Below are 26,587 nucleotides of genomic sequence, written 5' to 3'. Positions count from 1 at the left end.
CGGCGGCATACCTGTGGCGCGGCACGCCTACCGGCCGCGCCACTCCGCCGGGGTGTCCAGAGCCTCCAGGAATGCCGCGGCGGCCGGGGACGGGCCCAGCCGGCTCCAGATCAGGTGCTCCACCCGGGTGGGGGGATCGCGGAGCTCGACGACACGCAGGTCGGGAAATTCGGTGACGAAGGCGGCGGGCAGCATGCCGACGCCCAGGCCGAGCCGGACCAGCCGCGCCACGAGAGCCGGGGTCGTCACCTCGAAGGCGACCTCGCGGCTCACTCCGGCGGCGGCGAAAGCCTCGTCCGACTGGGCGCGCCCGGCCGTACCGGCGGAGAAGTCGACGAACACCTCGTCCGACAGCCGGCGCAGATCCACGTCCACCGCGTCGGCCAGCGGATGGCCGGGCGCGACCACCGCGACGAGCTCGCCCTGTGCGAGGACGCGGCCGTGGACGCCCTTCGGCCGGACGTCGCGCGGCAGCCCGAGGAGGGCGATGTCCATCGTGCCCTGCCGCACCCGTTCGGCCAGGTCGTCGCTCCCTCCCACGCGTAGCGTGATCCGCACCTGCGGATGGCGGACGTGGAAGCTCTTCAGCGCGCCCGGCAGGTCCACCGCCGTCACGGTGGGGATGGCGCCGATGGCGAGCCGGCCGCGGATCTCCCCGGACACCGCAGCGACCTCGGCGCGAGCCCGCTCCGCGGCGTCGAGCGCCTGCCGGGCGGCGGGCAGGAACGCCTCGCCGGCGGGCGTCAGCCGGACCCGGCGGCTGGTCCGGTCGAAGAGCCGGGCGCCCAGCTCCCGCTCCAGCCGGGCGATCTGGTGGCTCAGCGCGGACTGGACGACCCGGCAGCGCTCGGCCGCCCGGGTGAAGTTCGCCGTCTCGGCCACCGCGACCACGTAGCGCATCTGCTGGAGCTCCATCGATCAATCTTGTATCGAGATCGATGAGATGACAAACATGTGTTGGACTCATTGATCGCGTCGGAGCGAGACTTCCGGCATGACTTTGAGGACTGACATCCGCATCGAGCGACCGCATTCGACATTGCGATCATGGCTGGGGGTCTCCGCGATCACGGCCAGCCTGTTCGCCTTCCTCACCACCGAGCTGATGCCCGTCGGCATCCTCACTCCGGTGAGCGCGAGCCTCGGCATATCAGTTGGAGTCGCCGGGCTGATGGTCACGGTGTACGGCGTCTCGGCCGGGCTGGGCGTGCCGTTCATCGTGGCGTGGAGCAGGCGTGTCAACCGGCGCGTCCTGCTGTCCGCGCTGCTGGCGATATTGACTCTGGGGAACCTGGTCACCGCCGTCTCGCCGAACTATCCGCTGGTCCTGACGACGCGGCTCATCATGGGATTCGCCAGCGGCGTGTTCTGGGCCATAGGTGTCAGCATGGCGATGCGTCTTGTTCCGGAGCGCCACGCGAACAGGGCGGCCGCGGTCGTGATGTCCGGCATCTCGATCGCCGCGGTGGTCGGCATGCCGCTGGGGACGTTCCTGGAGAACCTCACCAGCTGGCGGACCACGTTCCTCATCTGGAGCGGCCTCGGTGCGCTGGTGTTCCTCGCGGTCACCGTCATGATTCCGTCGTTGCCGTCGGAGAACGCCGTTCCGGTACGGGAGGTCTTCACGCTCCCGCTCAAGAATGTGCGGCTGCGTTCGGTGATGTTCACCATCGTGCTGTTCGTGCTCGGCCACTTCGGGGCGTACACATTCGTGCGGCCGTTCCTGGAGGACAATTCGTCCATCACGCCGGGCGCCATCACCGGGCTGCTGATGGTCTACGGCATCGGAGGCGCGGCGGGGAACTTCGTCGCCGGGCACACCGCGACCAGGAATCTGCGGGCCACCTTCATGACCGCCTGCTCGGGACTCGTGGCGTCCCTGCTTCTGCTGCTCGCGATCGGACACTGGCAGGCCGGCCCGTTCATCGTGCTCGTCCTATGGGGAGTCTCCTTCGGCGCCTGGCAACTGTGCCAGGTCAACATGACGCTCGCCGCCGCTCCCGACACCTTCGAGGCCGCGATGTCGCTCAACACAATGGCCTACAACACGTCCATCGCGCTCGGCGCGCTCTTCGGCGGACTGTTCGCCGATCATGTCGGCGTCAGGAGCGTCCTCTGGTTCGGCGTGGCACTGACAGCGGCATCGCTGCTCGTCACACTCCTCACCCGCCGGGCCCCCGCGAGGGCCGCTTCCGCCGTCACAGTGCCGGTCGGCGAGTAATCCGAATTAGCACAGTAAAGGCGCGCCCGGTACCCGGGCGCGCCTTTCTCTAGAGGCGGGGGCGGGACTCGAACCCGCATCACCAGGCTTATTAGACCTGCATGCTCCCGTTGCACTACCCCGCAGCGATAAGACAATGCTAAGAGGCCGCCCGGCCCGATCACCAATGATTTTCGAGCCGCCTCCGTCGCCTGGTGGTCATCCGGTCACGTAGGGCTTCAGGGCGGCCTGAATCTGGCGGACGTAAGGATCGCCGTCCCTATCTTCGCTCCGGGGACCGTTCCGCCGGGCCTGGGCCGCCTTCGGACAGGACTCGGCCGGGTCGTTCTGTCCTCCCCCGAACCTGTCGCCCGCGAACTCCGAGCTTCCCAGTCGCCTGCCGGTCCGGGCCTCGTACACCGTCACCCGGTACTTTGGCACCGTAAAGGTTGACGGCGTAGTCACCCGAGGAGCCAACGGGACCGGGTCCGCCCAAGAGTACCCGCACACGAAGATCGGCCGCGGGGCCGCCGCGGCACGCGGCGCCGCCTCGTCGAAACCACGGGGCTTCTCGCACATCGCACGAACACTCCCCCGGCCACCACACCGCGAGCCATGGCCAGTCACCACGACGACCTCTCCGCTCACGCTGATCGGGGCATCGTGATTCTCGAATCACGCCCTCGTGCGCACATGATCGGGCCGTGGATATCCCACAAGATGACGAAACATCGGTAGCTGCAATCGCCCGGCCATCGAGACGCATTCGAGACGACCTCGAGACGACGTCCACGCGTGCAAAATCCCCATGTGCGCGATTACATAGGGCTCGGTGTGATCCGGCGTCAGCCCCCGCGGCCGAAGGGACACGCCCTGGCGAGCTGTCCCGGCTCCCCCTGGACAGGTTCGTATCCCTCGGCGAAAGGGCTGCAAGCGTGGGCATCGAGCACACCAGCGGGACCGACACCCACACCGAAGCCATCGACAAGCCCACGGCGCAGGGCCGGCCGCCGGGTCTGCGGCCCGACAACCCCGGCTCCCCCGGCCAGCCGTCTCGCTTGGAAAGCCTCGCCCGCGCTCGCGAACTCCCCCAGGAGCAGAACGGCTCCGAGAAGACCGACGTAAAAACGGTTCCGTCCCAGACCGACGGCACCGGCGAGAAGAAGGACGCCCCGCAGCCCAGCGGGCCCGAACAGAATGTGGACGAGCCGAAGACCGAGCCCGTCAACGAGAAACGCCGGACCGAGGGCCCCCGCGCCCGCACCGACGAAGACCCGGGCGATCGCGACCAGCCGACACCAGGCATGAGCGAGCCACCGAACGGAACCGGTGCCCAGGGCGCAGACCGCGGCAATACAGCCGAAGTCCCGGGCACCGAGGCAGAGACCGATAGGACCAAGGCAACCGAGCCCAAGAATCTCAATATTTCCGAGGCCAATTCCAAGGACGGCGCCGCCGGGCAGGTTCCCCATCCAGTGCGGGGAGTAAATGATGATCTGTCGGCCTGGATGGCCGCGACCGAGCAGATCGTCGGGAAGGGAGAGCCCGCATCACCTGCCGACAAAGCGTCCGCGAACGACACCGGGGAGAAGATCGAGGTAGCGGCGGATCGGCTCGACATCCCTGAGGACCTCAGGTCGCAGGTCGAGTACGGCCGCCCGCAGGGAACGAATGAGGACGGCGCGAAATACGAACTCCCACTGTTCGATGAGATGCCCAAGAGAGAGGACGCGATGCAGGGGGCGCTCGGTGACTGTGGCGTCATCGCGGCGATAGGAGCCGTGGCCGGAACCTCACCGGACAAGATTCATGACTCGGTACGAGACAACAACGACGGCACGGTGACTGTGGCCTTGCACGAGGCGGAATTCAGAGATCGAGACGTGACGGCACCCACCGGACGCGTGATCGACGTCACGATGTCGAAGGATATTCCAGTATTTACCGAAAGGACGAACGAGGCCGCGTTTGCGCGATGCACGAGAGCGGGTGTCACCTGGCCCGGGTACATCGAGAAGGCCCTAGGTGCCGTCGATGAAACCTGGCCACCCGATCGCGGCCAGAACCCACTGGTCGGCAACCCCAGCGAACGTGGCTATGCTCGCCTCGACAAGGGGACCGGAGCCTGGACCCAGGCCGAGATCCTTACACAGCTGACCGGGAGGGCGGCTCGTGTCAACCGCCTGGACACCGATCCGGGAGCCGTCGCCGACAACGAAGCGGTCCTGACCGACCTGGTCGAATCTGAGCGGCCGAGCGTGTTCTCGACCCTGCCGGATTCCATGCAACGCGCCGATCCGGATGCATACAAACTGAGATGCCAGCACGCGTATGAGCTGATTGGTGTCGAGAACGGCAAGGTCCTTATGCGAAACCCCTACGGCCACAAGCACCCTGACGCGATACCCGTAGCAGAATTTTCAAAGTATTTCAATAGCTACTATGCCGCACTCGAAGACGAAGCCGGAGGTCAGTGAAGATGGAAGGCATTACCGAACACCGGATCAAGCCCAACCGGTTCTATACGATCGGGAAGGCCGGCTTCGATGTCATGCGAGTGAAGCGCCAGGATCCCCCGGAGGTCATTCTCGGGGTCTCAATGGAGAAGACTGCAGAAGAATTCGAGTACACGCTTCACCCCGGTGAAAATTTCCCGGTGGACGACGAGACATGGCAGGTCGCCGAGGTTGTTTTTCCAGACAACGCCGACTGGGAGTGGGAAGTCGTCGTGCGTCGAATCAGTTGACTTCCGCTTCGAGATTCAGACGTTCTTGAGGGTCTCAGCGAATCGCCTGAACTCATCGCGGCTCACGATGATCTTGGGGCCGCCGGGATCCTTGCTGTCACGCACTGCAACCACACAAGAAACGGATGCCAGCTCGACGCATGCCCCGCCGTTCTCACCACTCTTCATTGCCTTGCGCCACACAGCACCACTCAGGTCCATTTGCTTTCTATGACCTTTCTTATCATCTCCCGTGACATGCTTGCCGGGAGAGCCTTGCTTCCCAATATTCTTATTGTACGAGCCAATCCAGAAAGATCGTTCTCGTCATCGGTCGTAATTCCGCGCACCGTCGTCTCAAGATACGCCACCTCGCTCCGGTCCTTCATCGTCGCGACAATGAACGCCCCGCCTGTCCCAGCGGGAACACCGTCGTCGTTTACGACGACCTGGACCGTGACGTTCGGTAGCTCGCTCATGACTATCAGGTGCTCCAGTTGCTCCCTCATGATCTCGCGTGAACCTATGAGATTCGTGATCGCCTGTTCGCTCACGAACGCGATCAGGGTAGTCGGAGCTGGAACGTCTCGCGTGAGGATCTCCTGACGCGCCATGCGGGCCGCCACGGCTTCCGGTGTCGCCAGGAAAGCGCGAGCGTAGCTCTCTTTTTGCAATAGACCAGGGATGACGGTGTGTTCCCACCAGGTCAGCACGTCGGCCTCGGCCTCCACCTCGGGCCAGTCGAACCACGTCGGGAAACCCGGCGTGCCGTCGCCGTTCAGGTCGTCGTAGAGGTTGAGGAGTACACCCCCCGCCTTGAGCTCCGGGTCCATGATCTCGACGAAGGTGCGTCTGCAGCGCTTCTTCCCGTTCTCGATCTGTGAGACGAAGGCCGCGGTCTTGCCCGTACGCTGCGCCACGCGCGCCTGGCTCAACCCGGCCCGCTCCCTGTACCGCCGCAGTTGCCGGCCGAAGGCCGCCAGCGCGGGCGACGTCGCCGCACGTCGTCGGGGGGATGCCATGCCCATCGCTCCTTAACCGACTGGAACCGCTTGTAACCGCTGCTGAAGATCAGCAGCAGGTTGTTTCGTCTTCTCGGAGATTAACGCTAACTCTGCGTCAATGGGTGGCTTACTGACAGATACGAGAACCGGACACGATTCGAAGGTCGTACCCCGATGTCAGCAGCAGCTCTCGCGCCGGAGACGCCGGCGCTCGTCCTTGAACCGACCGACCGGGCGCCCGCGGAGGCGCGGCGTTACCTGACGGAGCGGTTCCGCGAGATCGGCCATACCGAGGACTTCGTCGGCCGACTCGTGGTTACGGAATTGGTTACAAATTCCCACAAGCACGTCGGATTCGGGCACATCGTCGTCCGCGTCTTCCCCGACCCGCACGAGCCGCTCACCGTCATCGAGGTCTCGGACGAGGGCCCGGGGCGACCCGCAATTCAGGAAGAGGACCGCGACGCGACCTGCGGGCGTGGGCTGCTGCTCATGGCTCAGCTCGTCCACGACTGGGGTGTCCGGCCGCTCGACAAGGAAGGAAAGACCGTTTGGGCCCGTTGCGGCCGCTGAACGTCCAAGCCGAACGCCAGCGCCGCTGATCAGGTTGGCGACCTGCTCAAGAACCGTATGTTCCCCGTCACAGTCCGCCCTGAATCATTGGAGCGGTGTTGCGACTCGAACGCCTGGCAGGACTGTTTCTCCTGCCCAGGTTCATCACTTGGGCACCGTGCGCATCACTGGTTGCGTACGACGTCGCACAGAAGATCTCTGGAGGACGCTATGTTGCAGTCGACGCCGCCGGACCCGCGAGGCCCTGAGCCCGGGGGCCGTCCGTGGCCGATTCCGCCGCTTCCGCCGGGTCCGTCTGTACTCGGGTGACTTCGGCCCATAATTCGGGTCCTCATCGCTAGATGACGAGGACCCGCCCAGTACTGGCCCTTCCCCGCTCGGGGGAGGGCCAGTCTCGTTCACGGCCCCGGCGGACCGGCTACCCGGCCTCAGCAGATGCGGGGTAGGGGGTCGCCTACCAGGAGGTCGACGATGCGGGTGCCGCCGAAGGCGGTCTTCAGCAGGACGAGGCCGGACGGGTCGTCCGTGACGCGGCCGATGACGGCGGCGTCCGCGCCCAGCGGGTGGCCTTGCAGGGCCGACAGGGCCGCGTCCGCCGCGTCCGGGGCGACCACGATCACGGCGCTGCCCTCGCACGCGACGTACATCGGGTCGATGCCCAGGAGTTCGCAGGCGCCGCGCACGGCGGGACGCACGGGGATCGCGTCCTCGTCCACCACCACGGTCGTGCCCGAGTCCGACACGAACTCGTTGAGGACGGTCGCCACACCGCCCCGGGTCGCGTCCCGCATCCGGCGGACGCCGCCGGGGCACGCGCCGGCCACGTCGGCGAGCAGGCAGTTCAGCGGCGCGGTGTCGGACGACAGGTCGGCCTCGATGTCGAGCTCGCCGCGCGCCAGCATGATCGTGACACCGTGCTCGCCGATCGGCCCGGTCACGAGCACGGCGTCGCCCGGGCGGATCTCGCCCGGCGGCGAGGAGTGGGCTACCCCCACGCCGGCCGTGTTGATGTAGCAGCCGTCGGCCTTCCCGCGCTGGACGACCTTGGTGTCGCCCGTGACGATGTCCACGCCGGCGGCCTCCGCGGCGAGCCGCATCGACGCGGTGATGCGGCGCAGGTCCGCGACCGGGAAGCCCTCTTCGAGGATGAACCCGGCGGACAGGTGCAGCGGGGTCGCCCCGGACACCGCGAGGTCGTTGACGGTTCCGTTGACGGCCAGGTCGCCGATGTCGCCGCCAGGGAAGAACAGCGGTGACACCACGTACGAGTCGGTGGTGAAGGCCAGGTCGGCGCCGTTCACCGCGAAGCGCGCCGAGTCGTCGAGCCGGTCCAGCAGCGGGTTGCCGAACGCCTCCCGGAACACCGCCTCGACCAGCGTGTGGGTGGCCTTGCCGCCGGAGCCGTGCGCGAGCGTGATCGTGTCGTCGCGGAGCCGGGCCTTGCGGCTCCGGGCGCGCTCGATGCGTTCGAGGACCTGCTCCTCACGGATGATCATCGGATGGCCTCTCTGACCCGCTCCCGGGTGAAGCGGCCGAAGTTGTAGTAGGCGGCGCAGGCGCCCTCGGACGAGACCATGCACGTCCCGATCGGCGTCTCCGGCGTGCAGGCCGTCCCGAACACCTTGCATTCCCACGGTTTCAGGACGCCCTTGAGCACCTCGCCGCACTGGCACGCCTTCGGGTCCGCGACCCGCCCGCCCGGGATGTCGAAGATGCGCTCGGCGTCGAAGGCCGCGTACTCGTCCTTCATCCGGAGCGCGGAGTGCGAGATGAAGCCGAGCCCGCGCCACTCGAAGTAGGGACGCGGCTCCATCGTCCGGCCGATGACCTCCAGCGCCTTGGCGTTGCCGTCCCACGGGACGACCCGGCCGTACTGGTTCTCGACCTCCGACCGCCCCGAAGCGAGTTGGAGGAGCAGCATGTGCACGGACTGCAGCAGGTCCAGCGGCTCGAACCCGGCGACCACCAGCGGCTTGCCGTAGTCGCCCGTGATGAAGGAGTACGGCCGGCAGCCGATGACCGTCGAGACGTGCCCGGGGCCGATGAAGCCGTCGAGCCGCAGGTCCGGCGAGTCGAGGATCGCCTTGATCGCCGGAAGGATCGTCACGTGGTTGCAGAACACCGAGAAGTTCGTCACCCCGGCCGCCGCCGCCCGCAGCACCGTCATCGCGGTGGACGGCGCGGTCGTCTCGAACCCGATCCCCATGAACACGACCCGCCGCGACGGGTTCCGTTCGGCGATCTTCAGCGCGTCCAGCGGCGAGTACACCATCCGGATGTCCGCGCCGGCGGCCTTGGCGTCGAAGAACGATCCGCCGCCGCCCGGCACGCGCATCATGTCGCCGAACGAGGCCATGATCACGTCCGGCTGCGACGCGATGTGGATCGCGTCGTCCACCCGCCCCATCGGGATCACGCACACCGGGCAGCCGGGCCCGTGCACCAGCGAGATGTTCTCCGGCAGGTAGTCCTCGATGCCGTGCTTGTAGATGGTGTGGGTGTGGCCCCCGCACACCTCCATGAACTTGTACTGCCGGCCGGGCTCGCACAGGGACGCGATCGAGGCCGCGAGCGCCCGCGCCTTCTCCGCGTCCCGGTACTCGTCGACGAAGCGCATCAGTCGATCCTCGATTCCCGCAGTGCGTCGATCTCGTCGTCGTAGGCCGCGCCGATGCCCTCCAGCATCGTCAGCGTCGCCCGCGCCTCGTCCTCGTCGATCTTGGACATGGCGAACCCGACATGGATGAGCACCCAGTCGCCCGGGGCGAGCCCCTCCCCGTCCAGCAGGCCGATGTTCACCGCCCGCCGGACGCCGGTCACGTCGACCTTCGCCAGCGGACGGTCCGGCATGATCTCCACGATCTCGCCCGGTATCGCCAGGCACATCAGCGGGCCTCCCGGGTCAGTTCCGCCTGCGTCAGCTCCCACAGGACGTGGTAGACGGTCGTCTGCGCCTCCTGGATGCGGTGGACGGACGACGACGGCACCACGAACAGGTGGTTCAGGCCGGGCGTCTCCGCCATCTGCCCGCCGGTGTAGCCGGCGAGGCCGACCGTCACCATCCCGCGCCGGGTCGCCTCCCGCAGCGCGGCGATCAGGTTGTCGGAGTTCCCGCTGGTCGACAGCGCCAGCGCGATGTCGCCCGGCCGCCCGAACGCGGCGAGCTGGCGGGCGAACACCACCTCGAACCCGACGTCGTTGGACAGCGCGGTGACGACGGCGACATCGGTCGTGAGCGCCAGCGCGGGCAGCGGGCGCGCCGGCCCGCCCGGGTTGAGGAACAGCGCGGCGACGTCCTGCGCGTCGGTCGAGCTGCCGCCGTTCCCGAACGTGAACAGCCGGCCGCCAGACCGGAAGGCGGCCGCCATCCGCGCGGCGCAGACCGCGAGTTCCCCGCCGTACTTCTGCAGGACGGTCTCGCGGAGCCGCACGATGTCATTGGCCTTCTCCAGCGTCGAGCGGCGGACGTCCTCCATGAGGGTGTCCAGCCCCGACCCGCCCGCGTAGAGAAACGGATAGAGCATCTCGGTCACGTCACGACCCCGATCGCCTCCTTGGCGTGGACGAGCACGGTGCCGCCCACGGCGGTGTCCACCAGTGCCACGCTGACCTGTTCGAGCCGCCCGTCCCCGATGTCGACGTCGGCGAGGCCGCCGTCGAGCAGCCGCACGACGACGGCCGGGACCGCCTCGTCCGCGCAGGTCACGCAGTGGTCGCCCGTGCAATCCGTCACGCGCCCACCTCCTGGCCGAGCACGCCGGGCTGCTCAAGGAACACGTGCACCAGTTCCCAGAGCACGTGGTAGGCCGTGACGTGCACCTCCTTGACGACGCGCGGGTCGTCGGACCGGACGGTCACCAGATGGTCGGCCGCCCCGGTCAGCGCTCCCCCGTCCCCGCCCGTCAGCGCGACCGTCAGCATGCCGAGGTCCCGGGCGCTCTCCATGCCGCGCAGGACGTTGTCGCAGCGGCCGTCCGGCGAGATCCCGAACGCGATGTCGTCGGGCCCGCCGAAGCAGCGGACCTGGTGCGCGAAGACGTCGCCGAACCCCGCTCCGGCGCAGACCCCGGTGAGGGTCGCGACGTCGCCGGTGAGCGACAGCGCGGGCAGCGCCCGCTTCCCGACGATCACCGGGTGCACGAACTCGACCGCCACGTGCTGCGCGTCGGTCGCGGCGGCGCCGTTGCCGAAGGTGAACAGTCGCCCCCCGCGGTGGAAGCGGACCGCCATCGCGTGGCAGGCGGCGGCGAGGGCGTCCGCGTCCCTGGCGAGCGCGGCGCCCGGCTCCACCCGGCGCCGGAACACCTCCGCCACGGTCATCGTGTCGTCCGATCACATGTCAGCGGTTCCATCACATGGACTCGGCCTTCATGTACCGGCGCAGCGCAGGCATCTCCTTGACGAGGACGACCAGCACGGTGAGTACGAACAGGGCGACCATCAGCCGGATCATGCCCGGGCCGATGCGGATTCCCTTCCTCATTTCTCCACTCCCCTCTCTGTGAGTTCCTTCGCGAGCAGCCGCTCGATCAGCAGGACGGCCTCGGCGACCGCCGCGCCGACCGGCGCGCTGAGCTTCATCTCCCACGTGGCGTCCGTGGTCCGCGCCGACGGTTCGCACGCGACGAGCAGGATCCGCGCCGGTACCGGGCCGTTGTCCCTGGCCAGCCGCAGTACCTGCGCGGGGTCGAGACCGTGCGCGTCGACGGCGACGCCGCCGAAGCCGTCCGGGTCGGGCTCGACGAGCGACACGGTGCCGGGCTCGTGCCCGCGCGCCGCCGCGTCGACCAGGACGACGGTCTCGTAGCCGTCCCCGAGCGCGTACATCAGGTCGATGCCGCGGATGCCGAAGTCGGTGACGTCCACGCCGGGGGGCAGTGTCCGCTCCGCCAGCCTCCGGACGACCTCCACGCCGAACCCGTCGTCGCCGTGGAACACGTTCCCGATGCCCGCCACGAGCACCTTGCGGGACGGCGCGTCCCCGGCCAGCGGCTCGACCTCGTCCAGGCCGACGAAGAAGCGGTGCCCCAGCTGGTTGCGGGGGCCGAGGTCGCGGCCCGGGTCGTCGTCGAGCGCGACCACCAGGTGCAGCCTGCCCTCCATGTCCTCGTCGACCCGTTCGACGGTGGCGGTGCGCCCGACGAGGGCGAGGTCGAAGATGTCCGCGCCGCGACCGCGCGGGCACAGCCGGACCCGGCTCCCGGGCGCCATCTCCCGCCCGCCGGCGACCGTCCTTCCGCCGCTCACCAGACGTCCTTCCGCGGGTCGCGCAGGGTGCCGTGCAAGGCGAGCAGCTCGCCGGACGACAGGGCGCCGCACCGTTCCAGGATCTGCCGCGCCTTCGGGTCGGTCGCCGCCATCTCCCGCCGCTCCTCCTCGGTGAGGCTGAGCACGCTGAGGATCAGCAGCCGGTCGATCTCCGTCCCGTCGAACAGGTCGCCGGGGCTCTCCGGCGCCACCTGCGGCCAGTCGTAGAGGACGATCGGCGCCGCGAGGACGGTGTCGTGGCTGCCCGGCTCCCCCGCGAGCACCGGCCACAGTCCGTCCTTGCCGCACCCGGCCGCGGCCTCTGCCAGCTCGTCCGGCGGGTCGGTCAGCGAGACGAACGCCCCATCCCGGGTGTTCGCCACCACGTGCGCGCACAGCATTCCGGCGTTGACGGCCTCTTCACGCCCCTCCGCGTCGCCGCTGTTGACGACGTCGATCCGCAGCCGCACGACACCGTCCCCGACAGGTTCGGCGGACACGCCGACCCATCCGTCCACCCGCCCCCAGTCCCGCACGAACCGCACACCCGCTCGGCCGCCGTTGATCGCCCGGACGTTCGCTCCGGTGCTCGCCATGGGGATGAGCTGTTCGGCCTCCGTGCCCGGCGCCATCGCGATCGGGATCCGGGCCGGGCTTTCCAGCAGGCGCTCGATCGCGATCCGGTCCGTGGTGATCTCGCGCTCACGGGCCTCCTGCCAGGTGGTGTACGTCTCGTCCCCTACCTGGAGCTCGTCCGTGGGGGTGTCGCCGTTCATCACCTGGCGGTGGACCGCGTGCAGGAAGCGCAGCGTCACCTCGACATCGGTGCCCGGTGTCGTCTCCAGCAGGAACTCCGCATGGACGTTCCAGTGGTCGTTGGCGTTGTCGGCGTACGGGCGCGGGTAGACCCCGCCGATCGTCCAGCGCTGCCGGTTCTTCAAGGACGACCGGCGGTAGGGCCACAGCAGGTAGCCCTCGTACAGGACCGCATCCGCGATCGCCCTTATGTGGTCCACTCTTCCTCCTCCTCGCGGAGCGTCTCGGCGCGGCGAAGGAGTTCGTCGACCGTGTCGTCGAACGAGGAGTGCGCGCGCCGCGCCCGGTAGGCGGAGAGACGGGCGAAGCAGTCGTCGTCCAGGCGAAGCCAGCGGGCGGTGCCGTAGTAGCGGCCCATCAGGTCCCGCCACACCTGGACGGGCAGGACGCCGGTGGCCTCGTGGTGCCATGGGATCTGCCCGGTGCGCAGCCTGCCGTCCTCGCCCGGGTAGAAGACCGTGCCGTTGAAGGTGAGGTCGAGCGGGACGTCGCCGCCTCCGAGCGCGTGCAGGTAGCGGTCGGCCGCCACCTGCATGTCGTGCCCGCATGGCAGGGAGAGCGCCACCTCCGTCCCGCCGCGGAACGTCGGCACGGTGACGCCGACCCGCGCCCACGTCAGCCCCTGCAGCGACCTGTCCCACATGTCCGGCGTGCCGAACACGCCGGCGAGCCGGTCGCGTTCGGCGTCGTCGTAACCCCGGCGGGCCGCCGCGATCGTCACGGTCGTGGTGAGCAGGACGCACTGGACGGGCCCGCCGTCCATCCGCCGCAGCCCGATCCGCAGGTTCAGCGTCGGCGTCGCCGCGAACGTCTCCGCCTCGATGCCGAGCAGATCGAGCCCCAGCTCCGGCAGCCCACTCGCCCCGCTCATGCCGTGCTCATTCGAGGGGGGACGACCCCCCACACCCCCCGGGTTCGCTTCGCTCATGCCGGTGACAGGTTCGGCATCGAGTCGAGAATCGGCCCGTGGGACGACGGGTTGATCCCGGTGGAGCGGGCCGCCGTGGACGTCCCGTCGGGCAGGTGCCCCGCCTGCTTCTCGTAGTTGCCGCTGCTGTTGCCCTCGCGGACGCCCTTGGTGTGCGAAGGCCTGTCGGGTTTCACGTCGGGCCGGCCAACCTTGATCATTGCTCTCCCCTCATCTCCTCGAAGAAGGCGCCGATGCGGTCCCAGACCGCGTCGCCGCCGGCGAAGCCCGTCCAGTGCTCGCGCAGCAGGGCGGTGAGCCGGTAGCAGTCGTCGACCGGGAGGATCCAGTGCTCGGACGCGCCGCGCGCCCGGTGCACGACGAGCGCCTCCACGTCCGGGCGCAGCCCGGCCAGGACGGGGTTGGCCTCGGCCAGCCGCCGCCAGCTGTCGGCGTGGACGGCCGCGTGCAGCGCCCCGGCCGGGCTCGGGTACCGAGCCGTGACCTCGCCCGTCTCCGCCACGGAGAAGAACGCCAGGTCGACGGGGACGCCGAGGCCCGCCCACAGGGGGCCGTCCAGATGGAAGCCGGTCAGTTCGCGCCGTCCGTCCGGAACGAGCCGGTAGTGCCGCCCGCCCGCCGCCTGATCGTCGAACAGGACGGTGCACGCACCGCACGCGCACAGCGGCTCACCCTTCTCCATGTCGAGAAGATGCCGGTGCGTGTCGTGCAGCGGTTCGGCGCACAGCTCGCACCGCCCGGGCGCCTCGGCCTGCGGCGGAGCCGGCGGGGCCGAGGCCAGCGCCGCCAGCCGCGGGGTGGACAGCTCGGACGTCATACCCGGCTCCGCAGCTGGTCGAGCGGGATCAGCACCGGCTCCGGCGCGGGCGCCTCGATCTCGACCCGCGCCATTTCCGGCGCCGCGGCCAGCACCGCCTGCTCCACCGCCTCCCGCACCGGGCCGGGTGCGGCGGCGCGGCCCTTGGCGGCCACCTTCAACCGCACCGTCTCGCCCTCGATCCCGGCGAACTCGGCGGACGTCCGGTGCTTGCCGAGAAAGCCGTCCAGCGCGCCGAGCGCCCGCCGCACCCGTGTTTCCGGTGTTTCCGGGTGCAGGCCGTGCGTGAGCAGCAGGTGGCCGACCAGCTCGTCCCCGGTGAGCGCGGACGTGTCCGCCGAGAGCCGGACGATCCGGTCGAGCGCCTCCCCGTACAGCTCCACGAGTGCCTGGACGGCCGGCTCCGCCGCCGGATCCAGCCCGCCGATCAGCCCCTCAAGGTGCCGGACGTGCTCGCGAACCCGCTCGTCGTCCCAGCTCATCAGTGTTGTCCAGGGTTTTCCTGCGCACCGAACATCGGCGAGTGCCTCTTCTCGATCGTCCGGCCGTTGCCGACGTACATGTGCACGCCGCACGGCAGGCACGGGTCGAAGCTGCGGACCGTCCGCATGATGTCGATGCCCTTGAAGTCGTCCGGCCCGTTCTCCTCGAAGATCGGCTGGTCCTGGACGGCGTCCTCGTACGGCCCGGGCGTTCCGTAGGAGTCGCGCGGGCTGGCGTTCCACGGCGTCGGCGGGTACGGGTGGTAGTTCGCGATCTTGCCGTCGCGGATGACGAGGTGGTGCGACAGCACGCCCCGCACGGCCTCGTGGAACCCGCAGCCGATCGCCTCGTCCGGCACGTCGAAGTCGGTGAACACCTTCGTCCGCCCGGCCCGGACCTCGTCGAGTGCCTTCTCGGCGAAGTACAGCGCCATCCCGGCCGCGTAGGCGATGAAGTACGCGCGGGCGCGGTCGCGTTCGATCGTGTTGGCGTACTGCGGCGGCGTCCACTCCAGGTTGACCTCGGGCATGCCGGGCGTCTTCGGCAGGTCGATCTGCACGCTGTGCCCGGTGGACCGGACGTACGGCGTGTCCACCTCGCCGGCCAGCGCGGTCGCCCACAGCCGGGCGAGCGGCCCGCCGCCGGTGTCGAGCGCGAGATGGTCGCCGGTCTCGGGATGCTTCCAGCGCGGGCTCATCACCCAGCTGTACTTGCCGCCGTCGAGGTCGCGCCGCTGCGGGTTCGGCAGCGTCGTCTGGTTCCACGGGTGCCGCTGGTCGACGGGGTTGCCGAGCGGGTCCTCCTTGACGAACGTCTCCTCGCCGACCCAGTCGTCGTAGTACGAGCTGCCCAGCAGGATCCGCATGCCGAGGTTGATGTCGACCAGGTCCGTCGTGACGAGCTGCCCGTCCACGACGATGCCCGGGGTGACGAAGGCGGCGCGTCCCCAGTCGGACATGTGCCGGTAGTCGTAGTCGACGACGTCCGGGTTCTGGAACGCACCCCAGCAACCGAGCAGTGTCCGCCGGCGGCCGACCTGGTCGTAACCGGGCAGCGCCTCCAGGAAGAAGTCGAAGATGTCGTCGTTCATCGCGACGGCGCGCTTGACGAAGTCGAGGCAGCGGGTGAGCCGGACGAGATAGTCGGTGAACACCTGCGGGGTCGCGACCGTCCCCACCCCGCCCGGATACAGCGTGGACGGGTGGACGTGCCGTCCCTCCATCAGGCAGATCATCTCGCGGGTGATGCGGCTCAGCTGAAGGGCCTCCTTGTAGACCGAGCCCTCGAACGGGTTGAACGCCGTCATGATGTCGGCGATCGTGCGGAACCCGTGGACGGAACCGCGCGGCGCGTCGGTGTTCTTGGCCGTCGTCAGCAGGCCCGGGTTCGTCTCGGCGACCATCCGCTCGCAGAAGTCGACGAACACCAGGTTGTCCTGGAAGAGCGTGTGGTCGAACATGTACTCGGCGGCCTCGCCGAGGTTGATGATCCAGTCGGCGAGCGGCGGCGGCTTGATCCCGTACGCCATGTTCTGCGCGTAGACCGAGCAGGTCGCGTGGTTGTCGCCGCAGATACCGCAGATGCGGCTGGTGATGAAGTGCGCGTCGCGCGGGTCCTTGCCCTTCATGAACACGCTGTAGCCGCGGAAGATGGACGAGGTGCTCTTGCACTCCGCCACCTGCTTGTTCGCGAAGTCGATCTTCGTGTAGATGCCGAGGTTGCCGACGATCCGGGTGATCGGGTCGAACGCCACCTCGACGAGGCCCGCCTGCGTGGCCGCCCGGCCGCCACGCGTCTGGGTGCCCTGTTTCATGTACGGCCGCCTTTCAGTTGTGCGGCCAGCGGGGCTGGTAGCCGCTGGTCAGCCGGTCTCGGTTGTGGCGCCACTTCGGTTCCCTGTTGGCACTCCTGTTGGTGATCGACCGCATCGTCCGGATGAACGGCCCGTAGGTCCGCAGCAGGGTCGTCGAGAGGCTCGCACCGGGCGGCTCGTCCATGAACGGCATGAACTTGTCGGGGAAGCCGGGCATCGTGCAGCCGATGCAGATGCCGCCCACGTTGGGGCAGCCGCCGACGCCGTCCATCCAGCCGCGCTTGGTGACGTTGCAGTTCACCACCGGTCCCCAGCAGCCGACCTTCACCTGGCACTTCGGCGAGTTGTAGTCGCGGGCGAAGTCGGCCTGCTCGTAGTAGGCGGCGCGGTCGCAGCCCTCGTGGACCGTCTTGCCGAACAGCCAGGTGGGACGGAGCTGCTCGTCCAGCGGGATGACGGGCGCCTGCCCGGCCGCCTGGTGCAGCACCCACAGCAGCGTCTCCATGAAGTTGTCCGGCTGGACGGGGCAGCCCGGCACGTTCACGATCGGCATCCCGCCGGCGGACCGGAAGTCCCAGCCGAGGTAGTCGGCGAGGCCCATGCACCCGGTCGGGTTGCCCGCCATCGCGTGGATGCCGCCGAAGGTCGCGCACGTGCCCGCCGCGACGACCGCCCACGCCTTCGGCGCGAGCCGGTCGATCCACTCGTTCACCGTGATCGGCTCGCCCGTCTCGGGGTCGTTGCCCATGGACGTCCAGTAGCCGTCCCCGTTGATGTTCTCGTTCGGGATCGACCCCTCGACGACGAGGACGAACGGGTCGAGTTCGCCGCGCGCCGCCTGCCGGAACGCCTCCATGAACTCGTCGCCGTTCTCGTACGCGAGCACCTTGTTGTGCAGGTGGACCTTGGGCAGGCCCGGTATCGCACCGAGGACGACGTCCTCGATGCTCGGCAGCGAAGCCGCGGTCACCGAGATCGTGTCCCCGTCGCAGCTCATTCCCTCGGACGTCCACAGAATGTGGATCTCGTCCGCCAGCGGTTCCGCCGGAGCGACGCTCACCATCCGCTTCCCTCCCCCGACCGGCTGAGATCATTTACCAATGCGGCCTGCCCTGCGGGAACCCTGCGAAACACCGCCCGAAAAGCCCTTCAATTGATCGTCTCCGTTCGGTAAACACACCGTTTGAACAGGGAAGATCGGGGCAGCGGAGCAGCGACGGGCGAGCGGAAACAGGCCGGGAGGACGCGTGCACGAATTGGCCGTCACGGAGAGCGTCATAGCTGCGATTTCCGCGCAATTGCCCGATTCGCGAGTGGTGGTGGTCCACCTCGAAATAGGGAGACTTTCCGGAGTCATGCCGGACGCGGTGCGATTCTGCTTCGAACTCGCCGGTGAGGGGACCTGCGTGGCGGGCGCCCGGCTCGACATCACCGAGCCCGAGGGCGAGGGCCACTGCGCGAGCTGCGGGACGTCCTTCCCCGCCCGCGAGCCGCTCGCGCTCTGCCCGTGCGGCAGCGCCGACGTGACGGTCAGCGGCGGCGCCGACCTGACGATCAAGGCCGTGGAGGTCGCCGACGATGTGTGAGACCTGCGGCTGCGACGCCGGGGACGGCGTGCGCCTGACCACCCTGGACCACGGTCACGGCCACGTCGTCACGCTGGACCAGAAGGTCCTGGCCCGCAACGACGACCTGGCCGGGCGGAACCGGGCCTGGCTGGCCGAGCGGGGCGTCACCGCGCTCAACGTGATGAGCTCCCCCGGCTCGGGGAAGACGACGCTGCTCGAACGCACCGTCGCCGACCTGAGCCGGGAACGTCCGATCTCGGTGATCGAGGGCGACCAGGAGACGCTGCTGGACGCGCGGCGCCTCACCGCCGCCGGGGCCCGGACCGTCCAGGTCAACACCGGCGCCGGCTGCCACCTCGACGCCGCGATGGTGGCGGACGCGCTGGCCGCGCTCTCACCGCCGGACGGTTCGACGGTGTTCGTCGAGAACGTCGGCAACCTCGTCTGTCCCGCCCTGTTCGACCTCGGCGAACGGGCCCGGGTCGTGCTCATGTCCGTCACGGAGGGCGCCGACAAGCCGCTGAAGTACCCGCACATGTTCCGGGGCGCGGACGTCCTCCTGCTCAACAAGGTCGACCTGCTCCCGTACGTCGACTTCGACATGGACGCCTGCCGGAACGCCGCCCACCGCCTCTGCCCCGGCCTCACCGTCCTCCCGGTCTCGGCGACCCGGGGCGACGGCCTCGACGCCTGGTACGACTGGCTGGCCGAAGCCTGACGCGCGGTCGGCGCCCTTGACCTTGAGCGCACTCCAGCTCCTAGCGTTCTGGGCGTACGCCTGACGAGGGAGCACGCTCAGATGCAGTACCGCAAGCTCGGCCGCACCGGAGTCGAGGTCAGCACCCAGTGCCTCGGCGCGATGATGTTCGGCGCCGTCGGCAATCCCGACCACGACGAGTCCGAGCGCATCGTCCACAAGGCGCTGGACGCCGGGATCAACTTCATCGACACCGCCGACATGTACTCCGCCGGGGAGAGCGAGGAGATCGTCGGGAAGGCCCTCAAGGGCCGCCGGGACGACGTCGTTCTCGCGACCAAGTTCTTCTTCCCGCTCGGCGAGGAGCGCAACGGCCGCGGCGGGTCGCGGCGTTACATCGTCCGGGCCGTGGAGAACAGCCTCCGCCGGCTCGGCACCGACCACATCGACCTGTACCAGATGCACCGCCGCGACTGGGACGCCGACCTGGAGGAGACCCTCGACGCGCTGACCGACCTCGTCCGCCAGGGCAAGGTCCTGTACGTCGGGTCGTCGTCCTACCCGGCCGACTGGATCGTCGAGGCGCAGTGGGCGGCCGAGCGCCGGGGCGGCGTCCGGTTCGTCTGCGAGCAGCCGCAGTACTCGATCTTCGCCCGGTCGATCGAGGAGTCCATGCTGCCCGCCGCGCAGCGGCACGGTATGGGCGTCATCCCGTGGAGCCCGCTCGCCGGAGGCTGGCTGACCGGAAAGTACCGGCGCGGCGAGGACGCTCCGGCGGGCGCCCGGTTCGCCCCTTCGGACAACCCGGCGTGGCGGCGGCGCACCGTCGACGTGGACCCGAACGCGCCGGTCCGCTACGACGCCGTCGAGCGCCTCACGAAGATCGCCGAGAACGCCGGCCTGTCGCTGACCCACCTGGCCCTGGCCTTCGTCGGCGAGCACCCGGCGATCACGTCCACGATCATCGGCCCGAAGACCATGACCCAGCTGGACGACCTGCTCGCGGCCGCCGACGTCCGCCTCGACGCCGCCACCCTGGACGCCATCGACGAGGTCGTCCCGCCGGGCACCGACATCGGCGGCATCGACCACCTGACCGGAAACCCGTCCCTGACCCCCGACACCCGCCGCCGCCGCTGACCCAGCAGGTTGAACCTCGGCCACGGTCACGGGCCGGGTGGGCGGAGGGCGTTCTGCGCCCGGAGGTCGCCCGGCCCGTAACGGGGGTTCCAGGGGGTCGCCCCCCTGGGCTAGTACTTCTCGCGGGGGAGGCCGAGGATGCGTTCGGCTATCTGGTTGCGGGTGATCTCGGACGTGCCGCCGGCGATGGACAGGCCGCGGGAGCCGAGGCGGATCCAGCCCGCGGCCTGGCCGAGGCCGTCGGTGAAGGCGGTGCCGGGGCCGGCGAACTCGGCGAGGAGGCCGGCGGTGGCGTGGCCGTGCTCGGCCAGGACGAGCTTGGTGATGTTGCCTTCCGGGCCGGGTTCGCCGCCGGCGACGGCGCGTTCGGCGGACCGCAGGTTGAGCAGGCGCAGGGCCTGCTCCTCGGCGGCGTACGCGCCGACGCGCTCGGCGGCGGCGGGGACGCGGTCGCCGCGCTCGGTGTAGAGCCGGATCACGTCCGGTCCGGGCGGGCCGCCGAGGCCGCCGCCGATGCTGACGCGCTCGTTGCCGAGGGTGGCGCGGGCGACCGTCCAGCCCTGGTTCGGCGTGCCGACGACGTCGGCGTCCGGGACGAAGACGTCGGAGAAGAACACCTCGTTGAAGTCGGAGTCGCCGGTCGTCTGGCGCAGCGGCCGGACCTCGACGCCGGGGTGCTCCATGTCGATGACGACCATGGTTACGCCGGAGTGCTTGGGGGCGTCCGGGTCGGTGCGGACGGTCGCGAAGCCCCAGCGGCAGTAGTGGGCACCGCTCGTCCAGACCTTCTGGCCGTTGATCAGCCAGCCGCCGTCGGCCCTGACGGCGCGGGTCTTGACGGCGGCGGCGTCCGACCCGGCGTCCGGCTCGCTGAACAGCTGGCACCAGATCTCGTCGCCGGTCAGCGCCGGGCGGACCCAGCGGTCGATCTGGTCCTGCGTGCCGTGCTGGATCAGGGTGAGGATCACCCAGCCGGTGATGCCGAGCTGGGGACGCTTGACGCCGGCGGCGCGGAACTCGTCCTCGATGACGAGCTGCAGTCCGGCACTCGCCTCGACACCCCAGGGGCGCGGCCAGTGCGGCTGGGCGTAGCCGGTCTCGATGAGCCGCCGCCGCTGCTCGGCGGCCGGCAGCGCGGCGATCTCGCGGGCCAGTGCGCGGATCTCCGGGCGCCGCGCCTCGGCCTCGGGCGGCAGGTCCAGGTTCGCCTCCCGGACGACCCCGGCGGCCCGGAGCCGCGTCACGTCCCGCTCCGCCGCGTGCGGGCCCGCGACGGCCTCCAGCGTCGCCGCCCGCCGCAGCAGCAGGTGGGCGTCGTGTTCCCAGGTGAAGCCGATGCCGCCGTGCACCTGGATGTTCAGGCCGGCGTTGGACGTGAACGCGGGCAGGGCGAGCGCCGCGGCGACGGCCGCCGCGAGCTCGAACTGGGCGGACGGGCCGGTCTCGGCCCGCGCCGCGTCCCACACGGCGGCCGTGCCCAGTTCGGCGGCGACGAGCATGTTCGCGCAGTGGTGCTTGACGGCCTGGAACATCCCGATCGGGCGGCCGAACTGGTGCCTCACCTTGGCGTACGCGGTGGCGGTCTCGACGCATTCGAGGGCGCCGCCGACCGCCTCGGCGGACAGCAGCGTCCGGGCGATGGCGGTGGCCCGCGCCGCGGCTCCGGCGAGGACGTCCACGGCGGCGCCGTCGAGCCGGACGCGCGCCGAACGGCGGGACGGGTCCAGGTTGCCGGGGACCTCGACGGTGACGCCCGGCGCGTCCGCCCGCACGATGACCATGTCGTCGCCCGCCGGCAGGACGAGCAGTTCCGCGAGGCCGCCGCCCAGCACGACGCCGCCGTCCCCGGTGGCGACGCCGTCCCGCACGGTGAGCGAACCGTCCAGCCCGAGCGCCGCCGGGATCTCGCCCGAGGCGAGACCGGGAAGGAGCCGCGCCCGCTGCTCCTCGTTCCCGGACGCGGCGACCGCGGCGGACGCGATCATCGTGGGCAGCATCGGGCCGGGCGCGGCCGCGCGGCCGAGCTCCTCGGCGACCACGACCAGCTCCGGCAGCCCGGCGCCACCGCCGCCGTACTCCTCGGGAAGATGCAGGCCGAGCAGCCCGAGCGCGGCGAACTCCGCCCAGAAGGCGGGCAGCGTCTCCTTGTCCGCCTCCAGCAGCGCGCGGTTCGCCGCACGCGCCTCCTGGTCGCGCAGGAACGAGCGTGCCGTCCGCGCCAGTTCGCGGTGCTCGTCGCTGATGGCGATCGCCATGGCCCCTCCAAGCGTCGTTCCGGCCAGGACACCAGAATGTCATTCGGTCGGGGTCCGGCGCGAGGGGGGCGCGTCAGCCGGGCGGGCGGCGGCCGAGGTAGGCGACCAGGCGGTCGCCCGGTCCGGCGCGCGGTCCCGGCTCGACCGGATCGGCGAACAGCGGGCTCCGCGTCTCGGGCACCACCAGCGGGCAGAACGCCATCAACTCGTCCGCCAGGTCCGGCGGGATGGGACGTCCCTCCCCCGTGGCCTGGGAAAGGTCCCAGCCGTGCACGGCCACCTCGATCGCGCCGGCCGCGGCGACCAGCCCGCCGGCCAGCCGCCGGTCGCCGATCGTCACGGTGCGCCGGGCGGCGGACACCTTCAGCAGGCGGACGGCTCGCACACGCAATGCCGACACGGGGTCGTCCACCGGTTCCGCCTGGGGCGGCACCGTCTCGACCTGACCGATGCTCATCCCCTCGTGCAGTGCGTCCAGCGAATCACCGAGGTGCAGCATGAGCATGTCGAGATCCCAGGACTCGCACGGCGTGGGGCGCGCGAGCATCTGCGGCGTGACCGCCTGCACGGCTGTCAGCGCGTAGCCGATCGCCCGCTCCAGCAGCCTGCCGCGCATCACTGCCTGCGGCACGCGCGTCCGCTCGCGCATCCGGCCTCCATTCGGGGTGACGGCCCACTGTTCTATGGACCGGACCCCGAGCAGAAAGTCATCGGCCCGGACTCGACGAGTGAAAACAACCTGCCGCGAGGTGACTGCCCGGCGTCGTTCCCGTCTATGGCCCGTTCAGGCCAGGGCATCGCTCAGGAGGCGCCAGTGCGGCATCGCGGACTCGCCCGGTCCGATTCCGATCACCTGGACGGCGACATGATCGGCGCCGGCCTCGACGTGCGCGTGGAGCCGCTTGACGATCGTGTCGAGGTCGCCCCAGAAGACGAGGTCGTCGACGAGCCGGTCGGCCCCGGTGGCGATCTCGTCCTCCGAGTAGCCCAGCCTGCGGAACTTCGCGATGTTGTACGGGGTGTTCAGGTACGGGTCCAGGTGCTCCCGGGCGAGCGCGCGGGCCTTGCCGGGGTCCGGCTCGAACAGCACCGGGTGTTCGACGGCGAGGAACGCGTCCGGGCCGAGGATCTCCCGTGCCTGCGCGGTGTGCGCCACGTTGACGTGGTAGGTGTGCGCGCCGAGCGTGCGGTCGCGGGCCAGTTCGAGCATCTTGGGCCCGTACGCGGCGAGGACGCGGCGGATCGGAGCCTTCGCCATGGGGTCGGACGCTTCGAGCGCGTCCAGTTCGTCCAGGTACTCCCGCATCGCGGCCAGGGGCTTGATCCCCGGATGCGGCTCGCCGCCGAACCCCAGCCCGAGCACGTGCCGCCCGGGGTAGGCGTCGGCCAGCAGGACGGCCGCGCCGTGCGTCCGGCGCGCCTCGCGCGACCAGATCTGCGCGATGCCGTTGACGACGTGCATCCGTCCGGTGCCGGCGAGCAGAAAGCCGGCGTGGGTGAGCGCCTCGCGCCCGGCGGCCTCCGGAATCCAGAGGGCCCGCCATCCCTGCTCCTCCAGCTCCTGGACGGACTCGCGCATCCGCGCAGCCGGCAGGTTCTCGAAGTCGAAGGTGTAGATCCCGAACGTCCCGAGGTCCTCGCGGTCGATGGCGCTCATCACAAACCCCCGTATGTAGTGCCTTTCAGTACATATCGAAGCATCGCAGAATCTCGATATGTTTGCAACGCCGGGCGCTCCGCCCGCGATCCCGGACCCTAGAGGGTCCGCCCGAGGGCGGCGACGAGCGCGGCGATGCGCTCCTCGTCGCGCTTGTAGTGGGTCCACTTGCCGACGCGCGTGGCGCGCACCAGGCCCGCCCGCTGCAGTTCGGCCATGTACGCCGACACGGTCGACTGGGCGAGCCCGACCTTGGCCTGGATGTGGCTCACGCACACGCCCACCTCGGCCGGGTCGGCGATCGCGCCGTCCAGCGCGAAGTGCCGCTCGGGCTCGCGCAGCCACGACAGCAGTTGCAACCGCATCGGGTTCGCCAAGGCGCGCAGTGCGCCGACCAGGTCCGGATCCGGTGAAAGCACGGTCTCCGCCATGAGCTCATCATACCGATCATTACGACGTTTCGCGATATGTCGTCGCCGCGATGGCCGTCAGTCCGGGCGACGGCCGTGGACGCGGTAGGGCTCCGCGTCGTCCCACCTGACGGCCAGGCCCAGCCCGGGACGGTCGGCGGCGGGGCGCAGCGCGCCGTCCACGGGGTTGAGGGTTCCGTCGAAGACCAGCCGCTCCACCCGGACGTGGTCATGGGAGTACTCCAGGTGGCGGAGCCGCTTCACCGCGCAGAACGCGTGCGCGGAGACCGCCGGCGCGCAGTGCGCCGACAGGTCGGTCTGCCGCGCCGCCGACAGCCCCGCGACCTGCATCAGCCCCGTGATGCCGCCGCACCGGGTGACGTCGGCCTGCAGGCAGTCCACGGCGGGCCCGTCCAGCAGGTCGGCGAAGTCCTTCAGGACGAACCCGTACTCCCCCGCCGTCACCTCAAGCCCGCCGGGCCCGTGGTCGCGGACCAGGCGCAGGCCCACGATGTCGTCGGAACTCACCGGCTCCTCGAACCACCGGACGCCCCACTCCTCGGCGAACCGCCGGGCCCAGTACAGCGCGTCCTTGCGCGCCAGCGCGCCGTTGGCGTCGGCGAACAGTTCGGGGCCGTCCCCGATCGCCTCCCGTACGGCCGACAGCCGCCGCGGATCCTCGTCCGGCCGCCGGGACACCTTCAGCTTGACCCGTGGAATACCCTGCTCCACCCACCCGGAGAGCTGGGCGGCCAGCCGGTCCAGGGGGTAGTTCGTGAAGCCGCCGCTGCCGTACACGGGCACGCGGTCGTGGAAGGCGGGCAGCACCCTGAACAGCGGAAGGCCGAGCAGCCTCGCCTTGAGGTCCCACAGCGCGATGTCGACGGCGGACACGGCCATCGCGCCGAGCCCGGGGCGTCCGGCGTTGCGGATCCCGGTGAACATCCGTTCCCAGGCCGCAGGCGGGGCGAGCGCGTCCGCCCCCCGCACGGCGGACGCGAGCGCCGACTCCACGAAGGCCGCGACGGAGGCGTCCCCGTAGGTGTAGCCGATCCCGGTCCGCCCGCCGGCCCGCGCCTCGACGAGGATCATGGTCGTCGAGTTCCACCGGAGCGTGCCGTCCTCCTCACCGCCGCCGGGTCCGTCGGTGGGGACCTCGAAGGCGTGCACGCCGACGCTCTCGACCTCCACATCGACGCCCGGACGCATCGGCACGCTCCTTCCGTCCGCTTCTGACTACCTCCGGGAGGGAGCCCGAAACGAACCGGCCGGTGCGTCCGGCCGGCCGCCCCGCGGACGGTCACTACCGCCGCGTGTAACCGGTCTGCTCGGCGGCGCGGCGGCCGTACACGCACAGCGCCCAGATCACGGCGATGTCGAGGGCGATCATGACCACCGACCACACCGGGTAGTACGGCAGGAAGAGGAACTGGGAGATCGCGTTGGCCGCGGCGAAGGCGATGCCGACGGCGCGGGCCCACACGTGCCCGGTGAAGATGAACAGTCCCGCGAGCGCGACGAGGATGCCGAGCACCAGGTGCGTCCACCCCCACGCCGTCACGTCGAAGTCGTACACGTAGCGCGGCGTGACCACGTAGAACTGGTCCCGCACGATCGCGGCCACCCCCTGCAGTGCCTGGAACGACCCGATCATCAGCATCAGCACGCCGGCGAAGACCGCCAGACCGGTGGCCCAGACACCGGCGTGCTCGGTCCGTACCTCCGAATGCCGCCGCGCCGAAGTCTGCTGTGACATGTGGCACCTCCGTCCGTGCCCGTCCATCGCCCACCAGCAGGATCGTCCAGCGACGCCGCCGCGGACTCACCCGCTACGGATGAGTTCCGGCATTCCCGGCCGTAGTCGGCTCACCCGCCGGGGAGGATGCGACCTCCCCCCGGACCGGACGATCGTGGCAGCAGAGTTGCCGGAGGCTCCCGCCCACGGCGGCGCCTGCGTCTTCGATGCCGTACCGGGCGGAAGGAGAGGAGGTGGCGTGCCGAAGCCGGATGACGCCACACGGCATGTGGCGTCCGACTACGAGATAAGGATCAGCGGCCGGGTCGGCGAGTCGTTCCGGCTCGCCTTCGAGGAGCTCAGCATCACGGTGCGACCCGCCGAGACGGTCATGCGCGGCCGCGACATGGACCAGGCGGCGCTGTACGGGATCCTGGACCGGATCCAGGCGCTGGGGTTCGAGCTGATCGAAGTTCGCCAGATCCCGCCGGCCGCGTCCTGAGCGCGAGACGCTCAAGG

At 69.9% G+C, this 26,587-nt stretch carries 32 protein-coding genes and 1 tRNA gene; 8 read left to right on the top strand and 25 right to left on the bottom strand.

Translation table 11 applies throughout. The features are described 5' to 3' along the window. Positions 1-27 precede the first annotated feature (27 nt). Positions 28-915, bottom strand: coding sequence for a LysR family transcriptional regulator (locus ACQPXG_RS08780; protein ID WP_433467116.1), 888 nt, complete (start codon positions 913-915; stop codon positions 28-30). Positions 916-994: 79 nt separating this feature from the next. On the opposite strand from ACQPXG_RS08780, the gene ACQPXG_RS08775 reads away from it, so the two are divergent. Then, positions 995-2,221: an MFS transporter gene (locus ACQPXG_RS08775; RefSeq protein WP_433467115.1), complete on the top strand. Its 1,227-nt coding sequence runs from the start codon at positions 995-997 to the stop codon at positions 2,219-2,221. 53 nt (positions 2,222-2,274) lie between these two features. On the opposite strand, the gene ACQPXG_RS08770 is transcribed toward ACQPXG_RS08775, so the two are convergent. After that, a tRNA-Ile gene (locus tag ACQPXG_RS08770) sits at positions 2,275-2,345 on the bottom strand. A gap of 790 nt (positions 2,346-3,135) precedes the next feature. Between ACQPXG_RS08770 and ACQPXG_RS08765 the strand changes: the two genes are divergently transcribed. Both ACQPXG_RS08765 and ACQPXG_RS08760 read left to right on the top strand, forming a co-directional pair. After that, positions 3,136-4,677: a hypothetical protein gene (locus ACQPXG_RS08765; protein WP_433467114.1), complete on the top strand. Its 1,542-nt coding sequence runs from the start codon at positions 3,136-3,138 to the stop codon at positions 4,675-4,677. Positions 4,678-4,679: 2 nt separating this feature from the next. After that, the gene (locus ACQPXG_RS08760) at positions 4,680-4,946 is read left to right on the top strand and encodes a DUF6406 domain-containing protein (RefSeq protein WP_433469929.1); all 267 of its coding nucleotides are present in this window, start codon (positions 4,680-4,682) and stop codon (positions 4,944-4,946) included. Positions 4,947-4,961: 15 nt separating this feature from the next. On the opposite strand, the gene ACQPXG_RS08755 is transcribed toward ACQPXG_RS08760, so the two are convergent. Beyond that, the gene (locus ACQPXG_RS08755) at positions 4,962-5,147 is read right to left on the bottom strand and encodes a DUF397 domain-containing protein (RefSeq protein WP_433467113.1); all 186 of its coding nucleotides are present in this window, start codon (positions 5,145-5,147) and stop codon (positions 4,962-4,964) included. Beyond that, positions 5,138-5,947: a helix-turn-helix domain-containing protein gene (locus tag ACQPXG_RS08750; protein WP_433467112.1), complete on the bottom strand. Its 810-nt coding sequence runs from the start codon at positions 5,945-5,947 to the stop codon at positions 5,138-5,140. The genes ACQPXG_RS08755 and ACQPXG_RS08750 overlap by 10 nt, the downstream gene beginning before the upstream one ends. 156 nt (positions 5,948-6,103) lie before the next feature. On the opposite strand from ACQPXG_RS08750, the gene ACQPXG_RS08745 reads away from it, so the two are divergent. Continuing rightward, a complete protein-coding gene (locus tag ACQPXG_RS08745; protein WP_433467111.1) occupies positions 6,104-6,502 on the top strand; it encodes an ATP-binding protein in 399 nt (132 codons plus the stop codon). A gap of 428 nt (positions 6,503-6,930) precedes the next feature. Here ACQPXG_RS08745 and hypE read toward each other — a convergent pair whose 3' ends face one another. From hypE to ACQPXG_RS08670, 15 genes are read right to left on the bottom strand one after another with little or no spacing between them, the layout of a single operon-like run. Then, the gene (gene hypE / locus ACQPXG_RS08740; protein WP_433467110.1) at positions 6,931-7,998 is read right to left on the bottom strand and encodes a hydrogenase expression/formation protein HypE; all 1,068 of its coding nucleotides are present in this window, start codon (positions 7,996-7,998) and stop codon (positions 6,931-6,933) included. Further along, positions 7,995-9,119: a hydrogenase formation protein HypD gene (hypD, locus tag ACQPXG_RS08735; protein ID WP_433467109.1), complete on the bottom strand. Its 1,125-nt coding sequence runs from the start codon at positions 9,117-9,119 to the stop codon at positions 7,995-7,997. The genes hypE and hypD overlap by 4 nt, the downstream gene beginning before the upstream one ends. Beyond that, positions 9,119-9,388 carry a HypC/HybG/HupF family hydrogenase formation chaperone gene (locus ACQPXG_RS08730; RefSeq protein WP_433467108.1) on the bottom strand — a complete coding sequence of 90 codons (270 nt, stop codon included), beginning with the start codon at positions 9,386-9,388 and terminating at the stop codon, positions 9,119-9,121. The genes hypD and ACQPXG_RS08730 overlap by 1 nt, the downstream gene beginning before the upstream one ends. Then, a complete protein-coding gene (locus ACQPXG_RS08725) occupies positions 9,388-10,026 on the bottom strand; it encodes a D-sedoheptulose-7-phosphate isomerase (protein WP_433467107.1) in 639 nt (212 codons plus the stop codon). Before ACQPXG_RS08725 ends, ACQPXG_RS08730 begins: the two co-directional genes overlap by 1 nt. Positions 10,027-10,031: 5 nt before the next feature. Then, positions 10,032-10,235, bottom strand: coding sequence for a HypC/HybG/HupF family hydrogenase formation chaperone (locus ACQPXG_RS08720; protein WP_433467106.1), 204 nt, complete (start codon positions 10,233-10,235; stop codon positions 10,032-10,034). Next, positions 10,232-10,822 (bottom strand): D-sedoheptulose-7-phosphate isomerase, encoded by a 591-nt coding sequence (locus ACQPXG_RS08715; protein WP_433467105.1) that lies wholly within the window; start codon positions 10,820-10,822, stop codon positions 10,232-10,234. Before ACQPXG_RS08715 ends, ACQPXG_RS08720 begins: the two co-directional genes overlap by 4 nt. Before the next feature lie 31 nt (positions 10,823-10,853). Then, entirely contained in the window at positions 10,854-10,985 is a 132-nt protein-coding gene (locus ACQPXG_RS08710) for a hypothetical protein (protein ID WP_433467104.1), read from the bottom strand. After that, positions 10,982-11,749, bottom strand: coding sequence for a hydrogenase maturation protease (locus ACQPXG_RS08705; RefSeq protein WP_433467103.1), 768 nt, complete (start codon positions 11,747-11,749; stop codon positions 10,982-10,984). The genes ACQPXG_RS08710 and ACQPXG_RS08705 overlap by 4 nt, the downstream gene beginning before the upstream one ends. Further along, complete coding sequence (locus ACQPXG_RS08700) at positions 11,746-12,765, bottom strand: hypothetical protein (RefSeq protein WP_433467102.1); 1,020 nt, start codon at positions 12,763-12,765, stop codon at positions 11,746-11,748. The genes ACQPXG_RS08705 and ACQPXG_RS08700 overlap by 4 nt, the downstream gene beginning before the upstream one ends. Next, complete coding sequence (locus tag ACQPXG_RS08695; RefSeq protein ID WP_433467101.1) at positions 12,753-13,436, bottom strand: DUF6084 family protein; 684 nt, start codon at positions 13,434-13,436, stop codon at positions 12,753-12,755. Before ACQPXG_RS08695 ends, ACQPXG_RS08700 begins: the two co-directional genes overlap by 13 nt. 53 nt (positions 13,437-13,489) lie before the next feature. Then, positions 13,490-13,693: a hypothetical protein gene (locus ACQPXG_RS08690; RefSeq protein WP_433467100.1), complete on the bottom strand. Its 204-nt coding sequence runs from the start codon at positions 13,691-13,693 to the stop codon at positions 13,490-13,492. Next, positions 13,690-14,310 (bottom strand): DUF5947 family protein, encoded by a 621-nt coding sequence (locus ACQPXG_RS08685; protein ID WP_433467099.1) that lies wholly within the window; start codon positions 14,308-14,310, stop codon positions 13,690-13,692. The genes ACQPXG_RS08690 and ACQPXG_RS08685 overlap by 4 nt, the downstream gene beginning before the upstream one ends. After that, positions 14,307-14,792: a hypothetical protein gene (locus ACQPXG_RS08680; RefSeq protein WP_433467098.1), complete on the bottom strand. Its 486-nt coding sequence runs from the start codon at positions 14,790-14,792 to the stop codon at positions 14,307-14,309. Before ACQPXG_RS08680 ends, ACQPXG_RS08685 begins: the two co-directional genes overlap by 4 nt. Continuing rightward, a complete protein-coding gene (locus ACQPXG_RS08675; RefSeq protein WP_433467097.1) occupies positions 14,792-16,606 on the bottom strand; it encodes a nickel-dependent hydrogenase large subunit in 1,815 nt (604 codons plus the stop codon). The genes ACQPXG_RS08680 and ACQPXG_RS08675 overlap by 1 nt, the downstream gene beginning before the upstream one ends. A gap of 13 nt (positions 16,607-16,619) precedes the next feature. Next, positions 16,620-17,669, bottom strand: a complete 1,050-nt coding sequence (locus tag ACQPXG_RS08670; RefSeq protein ID WP_433467096.1) for a hydrogenase expression protein HypE — start codon at positions 17,667-17,669, stop codon at positions 16,620-16,622. A gap of 184 nt (positions 17,670-17,853) precedes the next feature. Between ACQPXG_RS08670 and ACQPXG_RS08665 the strand changes: the two genes are divergently transcribed. The 3 genes from ACQPXG_RS08665 (at position 17,854) to ACQPXG_RS08655 (ending at position 20,011) form a co-directional block, all read left to right on the top strand. Further along, positions 17,854-18,192, top strand: coding sequence for a hydrogenase maturation nickel metallochaperone HypA (locus ACQPXG_RS08665; RefSeq protein ID WP_433467095.1), 339 nt, complete (start codon positions 17,854-17,856; stop codon positions 18,190-18,192). Next, positions 18,185-18,892, top strand: a complete 708-nt coding sequence (gene hypB, locus ACQPXG_RS08660) for a hydrogenase nickel incorporation protein HypB (RefSeq protein WP_433467094.1) — start codon at positions 18,185-18,187, stop codon at positions 18,890-18,892. Before ACQPXG_RS08665 ends, hypB begins: the two co-directional genes overlap by 8 nt. Before the next feature lie 81 nt (positions 18,893-18,973). Further along, positions 18,974-20,011, top strand: coding sequence for an aldo/keto reductase (locus ACQPXG_RS08655; protein ID WP_433467093.1), 1,038 nt, complete (start codon positions 18,974-18,976; stop codon positions 20,009-20,011). A gap of 110 nt (positions 20,012-20,121) precedes the next feature. On the opposite strand, the gene ACQPXG_RS08650 is transcribed toward ACQPXG_RS08655, so the two are convergent. From ACQPXG_RS08650 to ACQPXG_RS08625, 6 genes are all read right to left on the bottom strand, one after another. Continuing rightward, complete coding sequence (locus ACQPXG_RS08650) at positions 20,122-22,266, bottom strand: acyl-CoA dehydrogenase (RefSeq protein WP_433467092.1); 2,145 nt, start codon at positions 22,264-22,266, stop codon at positions 20,122-20,124. Between the two features lie 73 nt (positions 22,267-22,339). Further along, positions 22,340-22,915 (bottom strand): TIGR03086 family metal-binding protein, encoded by a 576-nt coding sequence (locus ACQPXG_RS08645; RefSeq protein WP_433467091.1) that lies wholly within the window; start codon positions 22,913-22,915, stop codon positions 22,340-22,342. A gap of 135 nt (positions 22,916-23,050) precedes the next feature. Further along, positions 23,051-23,923: a TIGR03620 family F420-dependent LLM class oxidoreductase gene (locus ACQPXG_RS08640; RefSeq protein ID WP_433467090.1), complete on the bottom strand. Its 873-nt coding sequence runs from the start codon at positions 23,921-23,923 to the stop codon at positions 23,051-23,053. A gap of 98 nt (positions 23,924-24,021) precedes the next feature. Continuing rightward, entirely contained in the window at positions 24,022-24,354 is a 333-nt protein-coding gene (locus ACQPXG_RS08635; RefSeq protein WP_433467089.1) for an ArsR/SmtB family transcription factor, read from the bottom strand. A gap of 57 nt (positions 24,355-24,411) precedes the next feature. Continuing rightward, the gene (locus tag ACQPXG_RS08630; protein WP_433469928.1) at positions 24,412-25,542 is read right to left on the bottom strand and encodes an enolase C-terminal domain-like protein; all 1,131 of its coding nucleotides are present in this window, start codon (positions 25,540-25,542) and stop codon (positions 24,412-24,414) included. A 94-nt stretch (positions 25,543-25,636) separates the two neighbouring features. Beyond that, positions 25,637-26,089: a DUF7144 family membrane protein gene (locus ACQPXG_RS08625; RefSeq protein ID WP_433467088.1), complete on the bottom strand. Its 453-nt coding sequence runs from the start codon at positions 26,087-26,089 to the stop codon at positions 25,637-25,639. A 238-nt stretch (positions 26,090-26,327) separates the two neighbouring features. Here ACQPXG_RS08625 and ACQPXG_RS08620 point away from each other — a divergent pair, with 238 nt between their 5' ends. Further along, positions 26,328-26,570: a hypothetical protein gene (locus ACQPXG_RS08620; protein ID WP_433467087.1), complete on the top strand. Its 243-nt coding sequence runs from the start codon at positions 26,328-26,330 to the stop codon at positions 26,568-26,570. The last annotated feature ends 17 nt before the right edge of the window (positions 26,571-26,587 follow it).

The sequence above is a fragment of the Spirillospora sp. CA-128828 genome (genome assembly GCF_050945415.1).
GTDB lineage: Bacteria > Actinomycetota > Actinomycetes > Streptosporangiales > Streptosporangiaceae > Spirillospora.
The sequence above is the reverse complement of the archived record's forward strand: the minus strand, read 5'-3'. Positions and strand labels throughout refer to the sequence as shown.